Consider the following 17,571-nt stretch of genomic DNA (forward strand, 5'->3'; position numbering starts at 1 on the left):
CTCCGCTCGGACATCGTTGGGATCGCCCACTGGACGCGGTGCCCCGCACAGCCGCGTCGGCCGTGCCCCGACCGGCAGGAGGCTCCATGCACAGGGACTCCGGGGCACGCGGTCGCCTCGTACAGCGTTGGTCCGCTCGGCTTGCCCTGGTGGCCGGGCTCGCCGCGGTGGTGATCCTTCTCGTGTTCGCCGGATTCAAGAGCTTCGCGCTCCTGGGCGCCGGGGTGGCCGGGTTGGCCATATCAGGAGCGGGCCTGTGGTGGGCACTGACCCAGCGGGGAATCCGCAGGCTGCTCGCCTTCACCCTGGCCGCCGTCGCCCCGCTTGCGGTGCTGGCGCTCTATGCGTGGGTGGAGCTGCTGTGGGTCGTCCTCGTTTCCGTTGCCCTGTGGGCCGTCGCGGTCCTCGTCGGCAGAGCGGCACTCAGCAGGGACAGGGAGCCGGCCGGGCCCCCGGAGCTGCGGACTGCTCCTCCCGAGCGCCCCTTCCTCATCATGAATCCGCGATCAGGCGGGGGGAAGGTGGGGAAGTTCCAGCTCAAGGAGAAGGCCGAGGCGCTCGACGCCGACGTCCTCCTGCTGGACACAGCCCATCAGCAGGATGTGGTCGCGCTCGCCGACAAGGCGGTCGAAGACGGTGCCGACCTGCTCGGAGTCGCAGGTGGTGACGGCACGCAAGCCCTGGTCGCCGGAGTCGCCGCCAGGCACGGCATTCCCTTCATGGTGATCTCGGCGGGAACCCGCAATCACCTCGCCCTCGACCTCGGCCTGGACCGGGAGGACCCGTCGACCTGTCTGGATGCTCTCACCGACGGCGTCGAACTCCGCATCGACCTCGGTTTCATCGGTGAGCGAGCCTTTGTGAACAACGCGTCCTTCGGCACCTACGCAGCGGTCGTGCAAAGTCCCGCCTACCGCGACGACAAGGTCCGCACCATCCTCGAGACGCTTCCCGACCTGCTGACCCACCGACGCGGTCCCCGGCTGACCGTCCATACCGCTGGCACGGCCATCGACGGACCCCAGGCCGTGCTCGTCAGCAACAACCCCTACCGGATGGACGACCTCGTCGGCCTCGGACGCCGTGAGGTCCTGGATTCAGGCGCCCTCGGCGTCCTGGGCGTCAACGTCGACAACGCCGCGCAGGCAGCCGAGTTGCTCGCTGAGAAGCACGCGCCCGGCCTCACCAGCCTGACCGCTCAGGAGGTCGTCATCGATGCGGACGAGCCCGAGATCGAGGCCGGGGTCGACGGTGAGGCACTGACCCTGCCGACGCCCGTACAGTGCACGATCCACCCCCGGGCTCTGCGCGTACGCGTACCACGCCACCGGCCTGGCGTGCCCCTGGCGAAGTCCCCCATGGACTGGCGGCAACTGCGAAAGCTGGCACTGAGTTGAGGAGCCGTTGTCTCGCAGCAGCTGCTCGTCCGGGCCGTAGTCGATGGTCTCCGGCTTGCAGACGTCGAGTAGGTCGGCGCCGCACAGCGCGAGGTGGGCGGGCTGTGCCCGGTTGATGCTCCGCTCGAGCCGGCGAATCGGCCTTCCGGCCTCATCGCGGGCTCGGACATCCGTACAGCCCGCCAGATGGCCGCTGGCAGACCCATGACCTTGCTGATGTCGAGGCGTGTGGTGAACTCGTCGAACGACGTCGGCACTTGCCTCTCGCAGCGGAACAGGACGGCTTCGTCCAGGTAGCACCACCGCATCCCGTCGGCACTCGGTGGGACGGACGCGATCAGCCGGTCCAGCGGTTCCAGATGGCGGGCCACGGCCTCGAACTCCGCAGGCTCGAATGCCAGTGCATCGACGCCGAGCGGTGTCGGCGCCGTGCGGGTCGGGGCGTCAATCGGTCGGTTCCGAAGGGCGGACGCGAGCTCTGTCGCCAACTCCGCCGTCTGGTCGACGACCGTCACCAACCTTCGCAGCGCCACTCCGGCCAGGGGGATGTCGGGCATGGTTCCGCACTACGCGGCGCCACAACCTCCCATTCCGGACACGGCCGCAACGTGCGCGACGGGGCGACCGGCCCGGACACGATCGATCAGGAGTCGTTGGCCGCACCTCAGTCGGGCATTGGGACGGGACCTCTACCGCGAGACTCTGGCCTGTGCCGTCGCCGACCACCTGGCCATCGAGACCGGTGAGTGTGTCGGGTGTCGGTGCGAACACTTCCTGTCGTCAGGGAACGTCAGTTGTCGAGTGGTCGCGCTTAGCGGTCGGGTTCGAACGCGGAGGCCCCGTGTGGTGTGAGGGGCGGGAGGATGGGCGGGTGCTGTCCCGGGCCTGGGCGTCTGACTCATGATTTCTCCGACCGAAGTGTCCTGGTGTCACAGTGTCGGCCGTTGGCCGGGGATGGCGCGTTGTCGGTACCGGGCCGGCGGGGTGTGCCCCGACAGGGGCCTGCCGCTCGTTGTGGCGTCCTCACGAGTCCGACCGCCCGACGCGGCCCGGTACCGGCAACGCGATGCGTCATCGGACCGGAAGGGGGAACGGGCATGTCCAGTTCGGTCATGTCGAGTACGGCGCCTGCTCCGCGGGCCCGTCGTCGCCCTGTGGGGGAGGTGGTGTGGGGAGTGGACACGCACCGGGATGCGCATGTGGCTGCGGTGCTCTCCGAGACGGGGACGGTGCCGGCCACCGGCGAGTTCCCGGCCACTGCGGCGGGATACCGGGATCTGCATCAATCGTGGTGGCGACCGTCAGGCCAATGCCGCGCTGCATCGCATCGTGTTCACCCGTCTGAGGGGCGACCCGCGCACCCAGGACTACTATGAGCGCCGCATCAAGGAGGCAAGACCCGACGTGAAATCGTCCGTCGCCTCAAGCGCTACGCTGCCCGGGAGGTCTTCCACCTGGTAGGACAGCTCAGGCCAGGACCCTGCTCATAGGGGCTGTTGTGACAGATGAGAGGCTCAGACGGGTGAGCGCGACACCACCGAACACCCTGCAATACCGCTTCGACGGGCCAGAAGACGCCCCGGTCCTGATCCTGGGGCCCTCCCTGGGTACCACATGGCACATGTGGGACCGCCAGGTTCCCGAACTTGCCCAGCAGTGGCGGGTGTTGCGGTTCGACCTGCCGGGCCACGGGGGCGCCCCGGCCTACCCGGCCGGGTCGATCGCCGACGTCGCCGCGCGGCTGCTCGCCACCCTCGACGGGCTCGGGGTGCAGCGCTTCGGGTACGCGGGCTGCGCGTTCGGCGGCGCGGTCGGCGTGGAACTGGCCCTGCGGCACCCCGAGCGGGTCGCCTCCCTCGCGCTGATCGCGGCCTCGCCGCGGTTCGGCACGGCCGACGAGTTCCGCCAGCGTGGGGTGATCGTCCGCACCAACGGCCTGGACCCCATCGCCCGCACCTCGCCCGACCGCTGGTTCACCAGCGGCTTCGCCGCCGCGCAGCCCGCGATCACCGAGTGGGCCGTGCAGATGGTGCGCACCACCGACCCCGGCTGCTACATCGCGGCCTGCGAGGCGCTGGCGGCTTTCGACGTACGGGCCGAGATCGGTCTGATCGGCGTGCCGACGCTGGTCCTGGTGGGCTCCGACGACCAGGTCACCGGCCCCGCCGAGGCGCGCACGCTGGTCGCGGGCATCCCGGACGCCCGCCTGGCCGTCGTTCCCGGCGCCTCGCACCTGGTCCCGGTGGAGCAGCCCGCGGCCGTCACCGACCTGCTGGTCCGGCACTTCTCCACCGCCTGGCAGCCCGCCTACGACACCGGCACCGGACAGACGGCGGTCCCGGGCATCCCCGTCAGAGCGGTGCCGAGCGTGCCCCCGCAGCCGCAGCAGCCCCAGCCCCAGCCCCAGCAGTCCCCGCAGGCCCTGGCCATCGCGGAGATCGCGCCGGCCCCCGTCCTCGCGCCGTCGCAGGTCATGGGCCGCCCCGACCCCTACGACGCCGGTCTGAAGGTGCGTCGCGAAGTCCTCGGCGACGCCCATGTCGACCGGGCGCTGTCGCAGGCCGACGACTTCTCGGGGGACTTCCAGGAGTTCGTCACCCGCTACGCCTGGGGCGAGATCTGGGACCGCCCCGGCCTCGACCGGCGCTCCCGCTCCTGCGTCACGCTCACCGCGCTGGTCGCCGGCGGCCACCTGGAGGAGCTGGCCTTCCACACACGCGCCGCGCTGCGCAACGGTCTCACCCCGGACGAGATCAAGGAAGTGCTGCTCCAGGCGGCCGTCTACTGCGGCGTGCCCGCGGCCAACAGCGCGTTCCGGGTGGCGCAGCAGGTCATCCGGGAGGAGACCACCCCGACCGAGTGAGCGCCCGCCGCGGCCGCCGTGGAGGCAGGATGGAGCCATGAAGCTCACGAAGAAGTCGCACGCCTGCGTCCGTCTCGAGAAGGACGGGCGCACGCTCGTTCTCGACCCGGGCGGATTCAGCGAGCAGGACGCGGCCGTCGGCGCCGACGCGATCCTGGTCACCCACGAGCACCCCGACCACTTCGACGAGAAGCGGCTGCGGGCGGCCCTGGAGGCCGACCCCGCCCTCGAGATCTGGACGCTGAGGTCCGTCGCGGAGAAGATCTCCGCCGCCTTCCCGGGCCGGGTGCACACCGTCGGACACGGCGACACGTTCACCGCCGCGGGGTTCGACGTGCAGGTCCACGGCGAGCTGCACGCCGTCATCCACCCGGACATCCCGCGCATCACCAACGTCGGCTATCTGATCGACGGCGGCCGCGTCTTCCACCCCGGCGACGCGCTCACCGTCCCCGACCGGGCCGTCGAGACGCTGATGCTGCCGGTGATGGCCCCCTGGAGCAAGATCTCAGAGGTCATCGACTACGTCCGCGAGGTCGGTCCGCAGCGCGCCTACGACATCCACGACGCCCTGCTCACCGACCTCGCCCGCCCCATCTACGACAACCAGATCGGCGCCCTCGGCGGCGCGGAGCACCTGCGGCTGGCGCCGGGGGAGAGCACGGCCCTGTGAGTGTCGGTGGGTCCCGGTAGGTTGTGAGGCATGCGCATCGCGACCTGGAACGTGAACTCGATCACCGCCCGCCTGCCGAGGCTCCTGGCCTGGCTGGAGAGCAGCGGCACCGACGTGCTGTGCCTCCAGGAGGCCAAGGTCGCCGAGGCCCAGTTCCCGCTCGACCAGTTGCGCGAACTGGGTTACGAGGCCGCGGTGCACGCCACGGGCCGGTGGAACGGCGTGGCGGTGATCTCCCGCGTGGGCATCGAGGACGTCGTCAAGGGCCTGCCCGGCGACCCCGGCTTCGACGGGGCGCCGGAGCCCCGCGCCATCTCGGCGACCTGCGGTCCGGTCCGCGTCTGGTCGGTGTACGTGCCCAACGGCCGCGAGATCGACCACCCGCACTACGCCTACAAGCTCCAGTGGTTCGAGGCCCTCAAGGCCGCCGTCGCAGGGGACGCGGCGGGCAGCCGCCCCTTCGCGGTGCTGGGCGACTACAACGTCGCCCCGACCGACGACGACGTCTACGACGTGGCGGCCTTCGAGGGCCTCACACACGTGACCCCGGCCGAGCGCGCCGCCCTGGCGTCCCTGCGCGAGGCCGGCCTGTCGGACGTCGTGCCGCGCCCCCTGAAGTACGAGCACCCCTTCACCTACTGGGACTACCGCCAGCTCTGCTTCCCCAAGAACCGCGGTATGCGCATCGACCTGGTGTACGGCAACGAGCCCTTCGCGAAGGCGGTCGAGGACGCGTACGTGGACCGCGAGGAGCGCAAGGGCAAGGGCGCCTCGGACCACGCGCCGGTCGTGGTCGACCTGGACGTGTGACCGACCGCGCCCCCGGCGCCCCGGCCCCGCGCCTCTCGGCATCCCGGCTCCGCGCCTTCCGGCCCCGCGGCGGTCGGTGCCCGTGTTCCGCACGGCCCGCCGTCCCGTGAGGCGGCCGCCAGCGGCGTCGCCTGCCACGGCGCCGTCGCCCGCCTGCGGCACGGTCCGCGCACGGCCGGGCGTCCAGCCGCCGCGAGCGGGTTCCCGCGCCGGACGGCGGGCCGGTCCCCCGCCGACGGCGACGCCCCGCCGCGCCCCGCGACGGCCAAAGCGCCGGGGTCGGCCGCACGACGCGCCCTGCGTGCCGGGGCCGGAATCCGACCCTGAGCACGTGCCAGCGCGCCTGTGGTGCGCATGCCGGGGCGAGTGTCACGCTGGGCTTATGAACATCCCTTTCCTGGGCAACAGGAGCAAGAAGCACCGAGTGGCGGTGCTGGCCGCCGAGGATCCTGAGGGGATCGCCGAACTCCTCTCCGAATGCGAGTTGTTGCGCTCCCACGCCGCCCGGGAGGGGATCGGGCTCGACGACACCGTCGCCTCGTTGGAGGCACTGGACCAGCTCCCCCCGCGCTGGCGCGACGACGAGGAGACCCTGCCCTGGTTCGGCCACGACGCCGGGCTCTATCTGGGGACGGTCGTCGTGCGCACGGTGCCCGGCGCCGCCTGGGCGATCAGGCCCGGCGGGGAGGCGGTGGTCCGGCTGGTGTCCGGCCGTGAGGTCGACGTGGTCGCGGCCGGGATCGAGTGGGCCGCATGCGGAACCCCCGAACTGTCCCAGCTGTACGCGGAGGTCGCCGAGAACTGAGGTGAGGGAGGTAAATACGGCTAATGATCGAAAAGTGCGTGTCGCTTCTTAACCTCAGCTTTATGTGGATAGTTTGCGGCAACCACGACACAGCTGAGAGTGAGTAGGGCTGCGCATGGCCGTCGATCCGCTGATCGAGCTGCGGGACGTCAACAAGTACTTCGGGGAGCTGCATGTTCTGCAGGACGTCAACCTCACCGTCGGCCGGGGGGAGGTGGTCGTCGTGATCGGCCCTTCGGGGTCGGGGAAGTCGACACTGTGCCGCGCCATCAACCGGCTGGAGCCCATCCAGTCCGGGTCGATCATGCTCGACGGGCAGCCGCTGCCGGAGGAGGGCAAGGGCCTGGCGCGACTGCGTTCCGAGGTCGGCATGGTCTTCCAGTCCTTCAACCTGTTCGCCCACAAGACGGTGTTGCAGAACATCTCGCTGGGCCAGGTGAAGGTACGCAAGCGCAAGAAGGACGACGCCGACCGGCGCTCCCGCGAGCTGCTCGAACGGGTGGGCCTCTCGGACCAGGCCGACAAGTTCCCTGCGCAGCTCTCCGGAGGTCAGCAGCAGCGCGTGGCCATCGCCCGCGCCCTCGCCATGGACCCCAAGGCGCTCCTGTTCGACGAGCCCACCTCCGCCCTCGACCCCGAGATGATCAACGAGGTCCTCGAGGTGATGCGGCAACTGGCCAGGGACGGCATGACCATGGTCGTCGTCACGCACGAGATGGGCTTCGCGCGCTCCGCCGCCAACCGTGTGGTCTTCATGGCCGACGGCCGCATCGTCGAGGACCGCACCCCCGAGGAGTTCTTCACCGCCCCGAGCAGCGACCGTGCCAAGGACTTCCTCTCCAAGATCCTCAAGCACTGAGCGACGGCGACGGACACCGAGCCCACCCGCCCCGGCAGCGGCCGGAGATCACTGCTCGCGCAGCGGGACCGACACGTATGACGGGTCGTCCGCCGGCGAGGAGAAGGTCAGCCGCGCGCCGGACGGGTTGTGCTCCATGTAGAGCGGGTCGACCGTGTCGACGACCAGGGCGAGCCGATGCCCCGCCGGGACGTCGTAGGCCGTGGAGAACAGCTCCAGGTCGAGGCCGAACGGCTTGCCCGGCGTACGCCCGTGGAAGGTGTACGGCGCGTTGTCGACCAGCTTGCCGAGGCCGAGCGGCCCCACGTCGTACAGGTACGCGACGAAGGTGCCGCTCTCCTTGGTCGGGGTGAGCGTGGTGTGCAACTTCGCGGTGCCGCGCACCCGTTGGGGTGTGGCGTACTTCTCCGACTGCCACACGGCGGCCCAGCGCCGGGGGAGCAGGGGGATCGAGGCGACGGGGGGCAGCCGGGCGACCTGGTCGAGGATGCTGGAGAGGAAGACGATCCCGCCGTCCGCGCCGGAGTCCACGTTCGTGTGGATCGTGGTGGTGCCGGCGAGCGCCAGCTTCTTGCGCGTCGCGGCCACCGACTTCCAGTCCGGGGAGCCCTCGTAGCCGCCCCCGGTACGGGACTTGAGGCGGACCGGCTGCTCGCGGTCGACGCCGTTGTCCTCGCCCTTGAGATAGTGGTCGAACCAGCGCTCGGTGTCCGTCCACACGTCGTTGGGCAGCCCCAGCAGGCCGGTGATCTCCGCCGTCGCGTGGTCGCCGGGACGGAACTCCAGCCGCTTGGGGCCGGTGAGCTGTTCGTAGAAGGCGGCGGACTGCTGGGGCGGGAAGATCGTGTCCCCCCAGGAGCCGGCGAGCAGCACCGCCGCGCCGTTTCGGTTGAGCTGTTCCGCGTACGTCGCGGGGGAACGTTTCTTCCCCCAGGCCACGAGGTCCTTCTCCTTGGACAGGTCGGCTGCGTAGAAGGCCGAGAAGACCTCCCGCGACTCCGCGCTCTGCCGGCCGGCGACCGTGCCGACGGTGTCGAGCACGGCGGCGGCCTGGACGTGCTGGGTGCGGCCCGAGTAGATCGAGTCGATCAGGTCGCCCCAGCCGCTGAGCGAGGCGACGGCCTTCACCCGGGGGTCGTGGGCGGCCGCCAGGAGACTGATCCCGGCGCCGTAGGAGACGCCTGCCATGCCGATGTGCCGGGAGTCGGCGGGGGTGTTGGCGAGCGCCCAGTCGAGGACCCTGGAGGCGTCGGCCACGTCGTGCGGGCCCGCCACGTCGATCTCCCCGCCGGACTGCCAGAAGCCCCGCACGTTGTAACTGAGCACGACGTAACCGGAGTCGGCGAGCCGTTGAGCCTGGGCGAGGTACTCGACCTGGGGGAAGCCCCAGCTCGTCGGCAGCACGATCAGCGGGTAGCGGCGCGCGCCGCCGACCGCGGCCGGTGTGACGACGTTCGCCTTGAGGACGGTGCCGTCGTCCCCGGCGATGTCGACGAAGCGCACGCTGTTCGCGGCGGCGTGGGCCGCGGGCGCCAGGCCGAGGACGCCACCGGCGATCAGGGAGGCGGAGACGGCGCCCGCGGCGGTCGTGCGCAGAGCCCTGCGGTGCTGTCCCACGGTTCACTCCTCAACTTGCCGCGCTGCAAAGTGACCCGACGGTAACCGGAAGGGCGAACCGCAGGTAACCCACCGGTAAGTTACGTGGGAGTAACGATTGTTGTGGCCGGCAGGGGCGCTTGGGCCGCCCGTGTCACGTCGTCGACCAGCTCGACCACATCGGGGCCGTACGCCTGGGAGTTGATCACCTTCAGCAACAGGACGAAGGAACCGTTGCCGTGCTTGCGGGCCAGACGCTCGTGATTGCGCACCAGATAGCGGGTGGCGGCCTGGTTGTTGATCGCGCGCTGGCCGCAGAACAGGAACACCGGCCGCCCACCGCGTCGTTGGCCGGCGGTGAGGCGGGCCAGCAGGACGTACTCGGTGACGCCCGGGTCCATGCGGTAGTGCTCGCCGCCGATCTGGAACTCCAGCCGGTCCGGCCCCGGTTCCCGGTCGGTGTTGACGCGCACCCCCGGCAGCATGGCCTGGAGGTGGGCCGCCATGCGCCGGTTGGAACCCGGACCGCCGACGCAGAACTCCGTTCGCTCTCCGAAACCCTGCCGGGCCGCGTCCTGGGTGACCACCTCGGCGCCCGCCCCGCAGTCCTTGACGAGCGCGGCGAGCTCCAGGAGCGCGAACACGTCGTGCCGGTGCACGGCGAGGTCGGCGCTGCCCGCGTCGCGGTTGACGACGAGCAGGCACTCCGAGTTCACGGGCAGCCCGAAGAACGCCTGCTTGCGCCGGAGTTTCCGGCGCCACAGATAGGTCCGGGCCGCCCAGCCGAGCGTGGCGCTGATGCCCGCAGCGATCACACCCAGGACGATGTTGCGCAGGTCGTCGTTCATGGGCGCGCATGGTAGCGGGCGGGCGCCCCTGAGGCGTACCCGTGTTCGAGGTGTGGCAGTCGTATGACAGTGCCCGCAAGGATGCTGTCGGGGCCACCCGAATCTGGTTACGCTGCGCGGACGGTCCTGGACTGGAGGTACGGATGCGTCGCCCTGTCGCGCGGAAACTGTCGGTCCTGGCGGTCTCGGCCGCCGTGGTCACGGTGGGGGCGGCCGCGCCACCCGCCGCCCAGCGAACGGCTGTCGAGAAATCCCCGGTCGCCGTCGGCTACGGCGGCGCCGTCGCCAGTGTCGACGCGGACGCCTCGGCCGCCGGCATCGAGGTGCTGAAGAAGGGCGGCAACGCCGTCGACGCGGCCGTCGCCACCGCCGCCGCCCTCGGCGTCACCGAGCCCTACTCCTCCGGCATCGGAGGGGGCGGCTACTTCGTCTACTACGACGCCCGCTCCCGCACGGTGCACACCATCGACGGCCGCGAAACCGCCCCGCTCAGCGCCGACTCCGGACTCTTCCTGGAGAACGGCAAGCCGCTCGCCTTCGCCGACGCCGTCAGCAGCGGCCTGAGCGTCGGCACCCCGGGCACGCCCGCCACCTGGGCGACCGCCCTGAGGAAGTGGGGCAGCGAACGGCTCGACACGGTCCTCCGGCCCGCCGAGCGCATCGCCCGCGACGGCTTCACCGTCGACGAGACCTTCCGCTCCCAGACCGCCGCCAACGAGACCCGCTTCCGCTACTTCCCCGACACGGCCGAGCTGTTCCTGCCCGGCGGCCGGCTCCCCGTCGTCGGATCGACGTTCAAGAACCCCGATCTCGCGCGCACCTACAAGGAGTTGGGGAAGAAGGGCGTCGACGCGATCTACCGCGGCGACCTCGGCGAGGACATCGTCTCCACGGTGAACCACCCGCCCGTGGACCCGGCTTCGGGCTGGAAGGCCCGGCCCGGCGAGCTGTCCGCCAAGGACCTCGCGGCCTACCGCGCCAAGCTCCAGGCGCCCACCAGGACCTCGTACCGCGGACTGGGCGTCTACTCCATCGCTCCCTCCTCGTCGGGCGGCACCACGGTCGGCGAGGCCCTCAACATCCTCGAGCGGACGAACCTCGCGAAGGCGAGCGAGACGCAGTACCTGCACCACTTCATCGAGGCGAGCCGGATCGCGTTCGCGGACCGGGGGCGCTGGGTCGGCGACCCCGCCTTCGAGGACGTCCCCACCCAGCAGCTCCTGTCGCAGAGGTACGCCGACTCGCGGGCGTGCCTCATCAAGGACGACGCGGTCCTCACCAGCCCCGTGGCGCCCGGCGACCCGCGCCACCCGGCCGCCTGCAACACCGGCGGGACGGCCGCGCCGACGACGTACGAGGGCGAGAACACCACGCACCTGACCGTCGCCGACAAGTGGGGCAACGTCGTCGCCTACACGCTCACCATCGAGCAGACCGGCGGCAGCGGCATCACCGTCCCGGGCCGCGGCTTCATCCTGAACAACGAGCTGACGGACTTCTCCTTCGCCCCCGCCAACCCGGCCGTCCACGACCCGAATCTGCCCGGCCCCGGAAAGCGGCCGCGCTCGTCGATCTCGCCGACGATCGTCCTCGACCGGCACGACAAGCCGGTGGTGGCGCTGGGCTCGCCCGGCGGCGCGACCATCATCACCACTGTGCTGCAGACCCTGACCGAGTTCCTCGACCGCGGGCTGCCGCTCGTCGACGCGATCGCCGCGCCGCGCGCCAGCCAGCGCAACGCCGCCCAGACGGAGCTGGAGCCCGCGCTGTACAACGACACCAGCCCCACCGGCCTGCGGGCCCGCCTGGAGGCCATCGGGCACTCCTTCAAGCTGAACCCCGAGATCGGCGCGGCGACGGGCGTGCAGCGGCTGCCGAACGGCAAGTGGCTGGCCGCCGCCGAGACCGTACGGCGCGGTGGCGGCTCGGCGCAGGTGGTCCGCCCGGCGCCGTAGGGCTCAGAGCTCGGCGGTGGGGACGGGCGGCTGCGTACGGAACGCGAGCCGCCCGTCCTCGACGTCCACCGTGATCCGGTCGCCCTGCGCGACCCGCCCGTCGAGCAGCAGCCGGGAGAGCTGGTTGTCGACCTCGCGCTGGATCGTGCGGCGCAGCGGCCGGGCCCCGTACTCGGGCTGGTAGCCGCGCTCGGCGAGCCAGTCGACGGCCGCACCGGTGAACTCGGCCGTGATGCCCTGCGCCTGCACCAGCCGGCGCGTCCTCTCCAGCAACAGGTCGGTGATCTGCCGCAGTTGCTCGCTCGTGAGCTGGCGGAAGACGACGATCTCGTCGATCCGGTTGAGGAACTCCGGCCGGAAGTGCTCGCGCAACGGGCGCAGGATCTGCTCGCGCCGCGCCTCCTCGTCGGCGTCCGCGCCGCCCGGGCCGAAGCCGATGCCGGCGCCGCGCCGGGTGATCGCCTCCGAGCCCAGGTTGCTGGTCATCACGATGACCGTGTTGGTGAAGTCCACCGTGCGGCCCTGGGAGTCGGTGAGCCGCCCGTCGTCGAGGACCTGCAGCAGGATGTTGAAGACGTCCGGGTGCGCCTTCTCCACCTCGTCCAGCAGGAGCAGGGAGTAGGGGTGCCGGCGGACGACCTCCGTCAGCTGTCCCGCCTCCTCGTGGCCGACGTAGCCGGGCGGGGCGCCCACCAGGCGGCTGACGGTGTGCCGTTCCTGGTACTCGCTCATGTCGAGACGGACCATGCGCTCCTCGCTGCCGAACAGCACCTCGGCGAGCGCGCGGGCCAGTTCCGTCTTGCCCACGCCGGTCGGGCCGAGGAACAGGAAGCCGCCGATCGGCCGGTCCGGGCTGGCGAGCCCCGCACGCGAGCGCAGCACCGCGTCCGCGACGACCCGCACGGCCTCCTCCTGGCCGACGACCCGCTCGTGCAGGTGTTCCTCGAGGCCTAGCAGCCGGTCCTTCTCCTCCTGCGTGAGGCTCGCGACCGGGATGCCGGTCTGCCGGGACACCACCTCGGCGATCGCCTCCGCGGTGACCTCGAGATGCCGGCCCTCGTCGGCCGCCTCCTCGCCGCTCGCCTCCGCGATGCGCTGCCGCAACTCGACGATCCGGTCCCGCAGCCGGGTGGCCTCCTCGTACTGCTCGTCCGCGGCCGCCTGGTCCTTGTCACGCGCGAGCTGCTCCACCTCGCGCTCCATGGCCCGTACGTCGGTGCCCTTCGTGCGGGCGCCGAGCCGCACCCGGGCGCCCGCCTGGTCGATCAGGTCGATCGCCTTGTCGGGCAGGCGGCGGTCGGTGAGATAGCGGTCGGACAGTTCCACCGCCGCGTGGAGGGCCTCGTCGGTGTAGCGGACCTGGTGGTGGGCCTCGTACCGGTCGCGCAGTCCGCGCAGGATCTCCAGCGCGTCCGCGACGGACGGCTCCGGGACGAGGATCGGCTGGAAACGGCGGGCGAGCGCGGCGTCCTTCTCGATCCGCCGGTACTCCTCCAGCGTGGTCGCGCCCACCACGTGCAGCTCGCCGCGCGCCAGCGCCGGCTTGAGGATGTTGCCGGCGTCCATCGAGCCGCCTTCGCCGCCTCCGCCCGCGCCGACGACCGTGTGCAGTTCGTCGATGAAGACGATCAGCCGGTCGGAGTGGGAGCGGATCTCGTCGACGATGGTGTTCAGCCGCTCCTCGAAGTCGCCGCGGTAGCGGGTGCCCGCGACCACGCCCGTCAGGTCCAGGGCGACCACGCGCCGCGCGACGAGCACGTCGGGGACATCGCCGTCCGCGATCCGCTGGGCCAGTCCCTCCACGATGGCGGTCTTGCCGACCCCCGCGTCGCCGATCAGCACCGGGTTGTTCTTGCCGCGACGGGACAGGACCTCGATGGTCTGCTCGATCTCGTCGTCCCGCCCGATCACGGGGTCGATCCGGCCCTGGCGGGCCAGTTCGGTGAGATCGCGCCCGTAGTTGTCCAGAGTGGGCGTGCCGGTGGACCGCTGCCGGTCCGCCGCGCGGGCCCCCGCCGAGGTGTCCGCGGGCTCGGGCGGCATGCCCGTCGAGGCGAAGCGGGCCGCGTTGAGGATGTGCCCGGCCGCGGAGTCCGGGTTCGAGGCGAGGGCGCTGAGCACGTGCTCCGGGCCGATGTGCCCCGCGCCGCGGGAGCGGGCCAGGTCGTGCGCGTCCAGCAGGGCGCGTTTGGCGGCCGGTGTCAGCGACAGCGAGGTGGGCGGCGGCGTCTCGCCCGGCGGGTGCTGGACCGGCCCCGAGCGTTCGTCGATCTCCGTCGCCAGGGAGTCGGGGTCGGCGCCCGCCCGGCTGAGCAGGGTGCGGGTCGGCTCCGCCGTGAGAGCCGCGCGCAGCAGGTGCTCGGTGTCCAGGTCCCGGCTGCCGTGCTCGACCGCGTACTGGGCGGCGCCCCGCACGAGGTCCCTCGCGGGCTGACTGAGGAGCTGGCCTATGTTGATCTGCCGGGGGCCGGGACGGGGCCCGCCGAAGAAACGGGCCAGGAACTCGCCGAAGGGGTCTCCGTAGTCGCCGTAGCCCTCCGGGCCGTTGAAGCCGCTGGTCATGGCGTTCCGTTCGATGGACGTGCGTTGCGCTGCCGGGCGCCCTCGGCTGGGGCGGATACACCCACCTTCGCACGGTCGCTCACCGGGGGCATGCGCAGGAACGCCGCCGGGCCGGCGGCGGCCGCGGCCCGGCGGCTGCGCTCGCTCGCCCACCCCGCGTGGCGCGGCCGCGGATCGGTCCGGCCGCGCGCCCCGGGCCGGTCCGTCTACCGCCTCTGCGTCAGCACCCTCGGTCCGCTCTCGGTGATCGCCACCGTGTGCTCCGTGTGGGCCGCTCTCGAGCCGTCGTTCGTGCGCAGGGTCCAGCCGTCGGGAGCGACGTGGTAGTCGTCCTCGCCGCCCGCGATCAGCATCGGCTCGATCGCGATGACCATGCCGTGGCGCAGCGGCAGGCCCCGGCCGGGGCGGCCCTCGTTCGGGATCGCGGGGTCCTCGTGCATGTGGCGGCCCACGCCGTGGCCCCCGAAGTCGTCCATGATCCCGTAGCCGGCCGACCGGCACACCGTTCCGATGGCGTGCCCGATGTCGCCGACGCGGTTGCCGACGACCGCCGCCCCGACGCCGGCCGCGAGGGCGCGCTCGGCGGTCTCGATCAGCCGGACGTCCGCCGGCCGGGCCCGGCCCACGGTGAAGCTGATCGCGGAGTCGCCCACCCAGCCGTCGCGCTCCGCGCCGCAGTCGATCGAGACCAGGTCGCCGTCGCGCAGCCGGTAGCCGGTCGGGATGCCGTGCACGATCGCGTCGTTCACGGACGCGCAGATCACCGCGGGGAAGGGCGTCGGCGCGAAGGACGGGCGGTAGCCGAGGAAGGGCGACGTCGCCCCCGCCTCCCGCAGCACGTCGTGGGCCACCTCGTCCAGCTCCAGCAGGGAGACGCCCACCTCGGCGGCGTTGCGCACGGCCGTCAGGGCCCGTGCGACGACCTGGCCGGCCTCGTACATGGCGTCGATCGATGTGTCTGTCTTCAGCTCCACCATTCCAATTACTATACCGGTATTAGAATGGTCTCATGGTGCGTACCCCCTTGACCCCCGAAGAGCGCGAGCGCGGCGAGCGGCTCGGACGACTGCTGCGCGAGGCCCGCGGCGGCCGGAGCATGACCGAGATCGCGGCGAGCGCGGGCATCTCCGCCGAGACCCTTCGCAAGATCGAGACCGGACGCGCGCCGACCCCGGCGTTCTTCACCGTCGCCGCGCTCGCCCGCGTCCTCGGCCTGTCCATGGACGAGCTGGCGGGGCTGTGCGCGCTCGCCCCCGCCTGATCGTCGGGGCCCGCCGTGCGGGGGCCGGTCGAGATCTGGCCATCCTGTCACCGGGTCCGCTTCGAAAACTCCCCGTAGCCCCGCTGTAACACAACTGGTGTTTTCTACGAACCGGAGTGTTCCGGTCGGGGCGGGAGTCGAGGGATGACTGTGGATCAACTCCCGGGCCGGGTACGGGAGTTCTTGAACTACCTGAACGGACTTCTGGCGCGCCTCGACCAGGGGGCCGGCTGGTGTGCGGTGTTCTGGCAGCGCGACCCCGACGGTATGCAGGCCTGCCTCGACGGACGTGAGGTGCCGCCCTGGGACGTGGTGGAGGCGGTGCTCCAGGACCTCGCCGCCGACCACGGCGCCGAGGCCGCCGCACGGGAGGCGGACCGGGTCCGGCCCCTGCACGCCGCCGCACTCGCCGCCCACGACGCCCGGCCCGGCGGCCGCGACGCCCTCGGGGACCGGCTGGACGTCATGCTCCGCGAACAGCGCTACGCCGCCGAACGGCTGACCGACCTGGGCCGCCGGCTCACCTCCGCGACCACCCACGAGCAGGCCGACGCCATCCGCCTCGACCTCGCCTGGGCCCGCGACGACCACGAACGGGCCACCGCACGGTGCGCCGAACTCCGTTACCGCATGGCCCATTTGGACCGCCTCCCGGCCCCCGGCGCCGACCCCGGGCCCACCCGCCGGCCGACGACAGCCGCAACCGGACACCACGCCCCCGCGAGCCACGACACCCGGGCCGGACACGGGACTCCGGAGTCCCCGACGGGCCCCGGTGACGACGTCTTCGGCGCCGGGCCCGGCCCCGGTGCCACCTCTGGACACTCCCGACAGCCGAGCGCAGGGACCGCACACGACACGGGTCGTCCTCGGGCCGGGTACGGGGATGCGGGGTCCGGGACGGGTTCCCGGAGTGACACCTTCGGCGGGGGGTCCGGGGGCGACTTCTTCAACCATGGGGGCGGTGGCGGGGGCGGTGCGGGCTCCGGGCGCGCCGGGCAGCCGGCCGCCGGATTCGACGCCGGGGCCGGGTTCCAGGCTGCGGAGGCCGGGGCGGGGCGGCACACGGTCGACGTGTTCGCCGTGGAGGTCCCCTCGGCCGCCGAGTCCGCCTCTCGACCGGCGCCGGAGGAGGCCGCACCCGCCCCGGCGCCCGTGTCCAAGCAGCGCAAGCGCCGCCGCGGCGGCGCCCGCTTCGCGGGCATGGCCGAGGAGGAGGACGCGACGCCCGTCGTCGTACCGCCCGTCGTCGAACCGTCGGCGCCCGCGCCGGCCGCGCCCGCGCGCCGCACCCTGCGCGGCGCCCGCTTCGCCGGAGCCGACGCCGAGCGCGTGGAGCGGCCCGCCGAGCCGCAGCGCGAGCCGCTGGACCCCGCCGCCCGGCGGGAGACCGTCGAGGCGGTGGAGCACCTGGTGCGGCTGCGTGCCGAGGGCCGCAGCGGTGAGGCGCACGCCCTGCTGGTGGAACTCGCCTACTGGCCCGCGGCCCGCATCCCGCTGCTCGCGGCCGAACTGCAGCGCACAGGGCTCAGCGCCGACTGGACCACCCTGCTCTGGGAGGCCGCCTCCCTCCCCTCCGACCGGTTGGTCGCCGCGGCCGACGCCCTGGTCGCCGTGGGCCGCACCGCCGACGGCGAGCAGATCCTGCGCCAGGGCGTCGCCCGGCCCGCCGCCGAGATCGGGCAGGCCGTCCTCGCCCTGGTGGGGGACGGCAGGCTGCGCGAGGCCCGCGCGCTGCTCGACGCCTACGTCCGGGTCCGCACCCCGGAGGAGGCCGCCCGCAGCGCCGCCCCGGACCCGCAGACCCTCGTCCCGCTGCTGCTGCAGGCGGCCCGCACCGTCTCCGAGGAACGCCGCTGGGACCTGGTGCACGCGCTCAGGGTCGCCGGCTTCACCGCCTGAGCCGGACCGCGCCCCATTACGCCGGACGCGTGCGACTCAC

The 17,571-nt window shown here is 72.2% G+C and carries 13 protein-coding genes and 1 pseudogene; 10 read left to right on the forward strand and 4 right to left on the reverse strand.

Going from position 1 to position 17,571, the window contains the following annotated elements:
• Nucleotides 1–86 precede the first annotated feature (86 nt).
• The 7 genes and pseudogenes from ACZ7DE_RS13240 to ACZ7DE_RS13270 all read left to right on the forward strand — a co-directional run bounded on the left by ACZ7DE_RS13240 (nt 87) and on the right by ACZ7DE_RS13270 (nt 7,407).
• Nucleotides 87–1,397: a diacylglycerol/lipid kinase family protein gene (locus ACZ7DE_RS13240; protein ID WP_470760508.1), complete on the forward strand. Its 1,311-nt coding sequence runs from the start codon at nt 87–89 to the stop codon at nt 1,395–1,397.
• Nucleotides 1,398–2,678: 1,281 nt separating this feature from the next.
• Nucleotides 2,679–2,887, forward strand: a pseudogene (locus tag ACZ7DE_RS13245) (IS110 family transposase); the annotation flags it as partial.
• 32 nt (nt 2,888–2,919) lie between these two features.
• The gene (pcaDC, locus tag ACZ7DE_RS13250; protein ID WP_470760509.1) at nt 2,920–4,260 is read left to right on the forward strand and encodes a bifunctional 3-oxoadipate enol-lactonase/4-carboxymuconolactone decarboxylase PcaDC; all 1,341 of its coding nucleotides are present in this window, start codon (nt 2,920–2,922) and stop codon (nt 4,258–4,260) included.
• Between the two features lie 37 nt (nt 4,261–4,297).
• Nucleotides 4,298–4,933: an MBL fold metallo-hydrolase gene (locus ACZ7DE_RS13255; RefSeq protein WP_470760511.1), complete on the forward strand. Its 636-nt coding sequence runs from the start codon at nt 4,298–4,300 to the stop codon at nt 4,931–4,933.
• 30 nt (nt 4,934–4,963) lie between these two features.
• On the forward strand, nt 4,964–5,743 hold the full coding sequence (locus ACZ7DE_RS13260; RefSeq protein ID WP_470760512.1) for an exodeoxyribonuclease III: 780 nt from the start codon (nt 4,964–4,966) through the stop codon (nt 5,741–5,743).
• A 382-nt stretch (nt 5,744–6,125) separates the two neighbouring features.
• Nucleotides 6,126–6,548: a DUF6278 family protein gene (locus ACZ7DE_RS13265; protein ID WP_470760513.1), complete on the forward strand. Its 423-nt coding sequence runs from the start codon at nt 6,126–6,128 to the stop codon at nt 6,546–6,548.
• Between the two features lie 115 nt (nt 6,549–6,663).
• The gene (locus ACZ7DE_RS13270; RefSeq protein WP_470760514.1) at nt 6,664–7,407 is read left to right on the forward strand and encodes an amino acid ABC transporter ATP-binding protein; all 744 of its coding nucleotides are present in this window, start codon (nt 6,664–6,666) and stop codon (nt 7,405–7,407) included.
• 48 nt (nt 7,408–7,455) lie between these two features.
• Here the strand turns inward: ACZ7DE_RS13270 and ACZ7DE_RS13275 are convergent, their stop codons facing one another.
• Nucleotides 7,456–9,024 (reverse strand): alpha/beta fold hydrolase, encoded by a 1,569-nt coding sequence (locus ACZ7DE_RS13275; RefSeq protein ID WP_470760515.1) that lies wholly within the window; start codon nt 9,022–9,024, stop codon nt 7,456–7,458.
• Between the two features lie 80 nt (nt 9,025–9,104).
• Nucleotides 9,105–9,851 carry a hypothetical protein gene (locus ACZ7DE_RS13280; protein ID WP_470760516.1) on the reverse strand — a complete coding sequence of 249 codons (747 nt, stop codon included), beginning with the start codon at nt 9,849–9,851 and terminating at the stop codon, nt 9,105–9,107.
• A 143-nt stretch (nt 9,852–9,994) separates the two neighbouring features.
• Between ACZ7DE_RS13280 and ggt the strand changes: the two genes are divergently transcribed.
• Complete coding sequence (gene ggt / locus ACZ7DE_RS13285; RefSeq protein WP_470760517.1) at nt 9,995–11,806, forward strand: gamma-glutamyltransferase; 1,812 nt, start codon at nt 9,995–9,997, stop codon at nt 11,804–11,806.
• A 3-nt stretch (nt 11,807–11,809) separates the two neighbouring features.
• On the opposite strand, the gene ACZ7DE_RS13290 is transcribed toward ggt, so the two are convergent.
• Both ACZ7DE_RS13290 and map read right to left on the reverse strand, forming a co-directional pair.
• Nucleotides 11,810–14,368 carry an ATP-dependent Clp protease ATP-binding subunit gene (locus ACZ7DE_RS13290; RefSeq protein ID WP_470760518.1) on the reverse strand — a complete coding sequence of 853 codons (2,559 nt, stop codon included), beginning with the start codon at nt 14,366–14,368 and terminating at the stop codon, nt 11,810–11,812.
• Between the two features lie 206 nt (nt 14,369–14,574).
• Complete coding sequence (gene map / locus ACZ7DE_RS13295; protein ID WP_470760519.1) at nt 14,575–15,345, reverse strand: type I methionyl aminopeptidase; 771 nt, start codon at nt 15,343–15,345, stop codon at nt 14,575–14,577.
• Nucleotides 15,346–15,377: 32 nt separating this feature from the next.
• On the opposite strand from map, the gene ACZ7DE_RS13300 reads away from it, so the two are divergent.
• Both ACZ7DE_RS13300 and ACZ7DE_RS13305 read left to right on the forward strand, forming a co-directional pair.
• On the forward strand, nt 15,378–15,629 hold the full coding sequence (locus ACZ7DE_RS13300; RefSeq protein WP_470760520.1) for a helix-turn-helix domain-containing protein: 252 nt from the start codon (nt 15,378–15,380) through the stop codon (nt 15,627–15,629).
• Between the two features lie 144 nt (nt 15,630–15,773).
• Entirely contained in the window at nt 15,774–17,531 is a 1,758-nt protein-coding gene (locus ACZ7DE_RS13305) for a hypothetical protein (protein ID WP_470760522.1), read from the forward strand.
• Nucleotides 17,532–17,571 lie beyond the last annotated feature (40 nt).

Source organism: Streptomyces sp. NPDC037083, from assembly GCF_055606485.1.

Bases quoted from the DNA above. Each gene is read 5' to 3' on its own strand.
- ggt (WP_470760517.1), top strand. From the start codon at position 9,995: ATGCGTCGCCCTGTCGCGCGGAAACTGTCGGTCCTGGCGGTCTCGGCC.
- ACZ7DE_RS13290 (WP_470760518.1), bottom strand. From the start codon at position 14,368: ATGACCAGCGGCTTCAACGGCCCGGAGGGCTACGGCGACTACGGAGAC.
- ACZ7DE_RS13240 (WP_470760508.1), top strand. From the start codon at position 87: ATGCACAGGGACTCCGGGGCACGCGGTCGCCTCGTACAGCGTTGGTCC.
- ACZ7DE_RS13300 (WP_470760520.1), top strand. From the start codon at position 15,378: ATGGTGCGTACCCCCTTGACCCCCGAAGAGCGCGAGCGCGGCGAGCGG.
- ACZ7DE_RS13265 (WP_470760513.1), top strand. From the start codon at position 6,126: ATGAACATCCCTTTCCTGGGCAACAGGAGCAAGAAGCACCGAGTGGCG.
- ACZ7DE_RS13260 (WP_470760512.1), top strand. From the start codon at position 4,964: ATGCGCATCGCGACCTGGAACGTGAACTCGATCACCGCCCGCCTGCCG.
- map (WP_470760519.1), bottom strand. From the start codon at position 15,345: ATGGTGGAGCTGAAGACAGACACATCGATCGACGCCATGTACGAGGCC.
- ACZ7DE_RS13270 (WP_470760514.1), top strand. From the start codon at position 6,664: ATGGCCGTCGATCCGCTGATCGAGCTGCGGGACGTCAACAAGTACTTC.
- ACZ7DE_RS13255 (WP_470760511.1), top strand. From the start codon at position 4,298: ATGAAGCTCACGAAGAAGTCGCACGCCTGCGTCCGTCTCGAGAAGGAC.
- ACZ7DE_RS13305 (WP_470760522.1), top strand. From the start codon at position 15,774: ATGACTGTGGATCAACTCCCGGGCCGGGTACGGGAGTTCTTGAACTAC.
- ACZ7DE_RS13280 (WP_470760516.1), bottom strand. From the start codon at position 9,851: ATGAACGACGACCTGCGCAACATCGTCCTGGGTGTGATCGCTGCGGGC.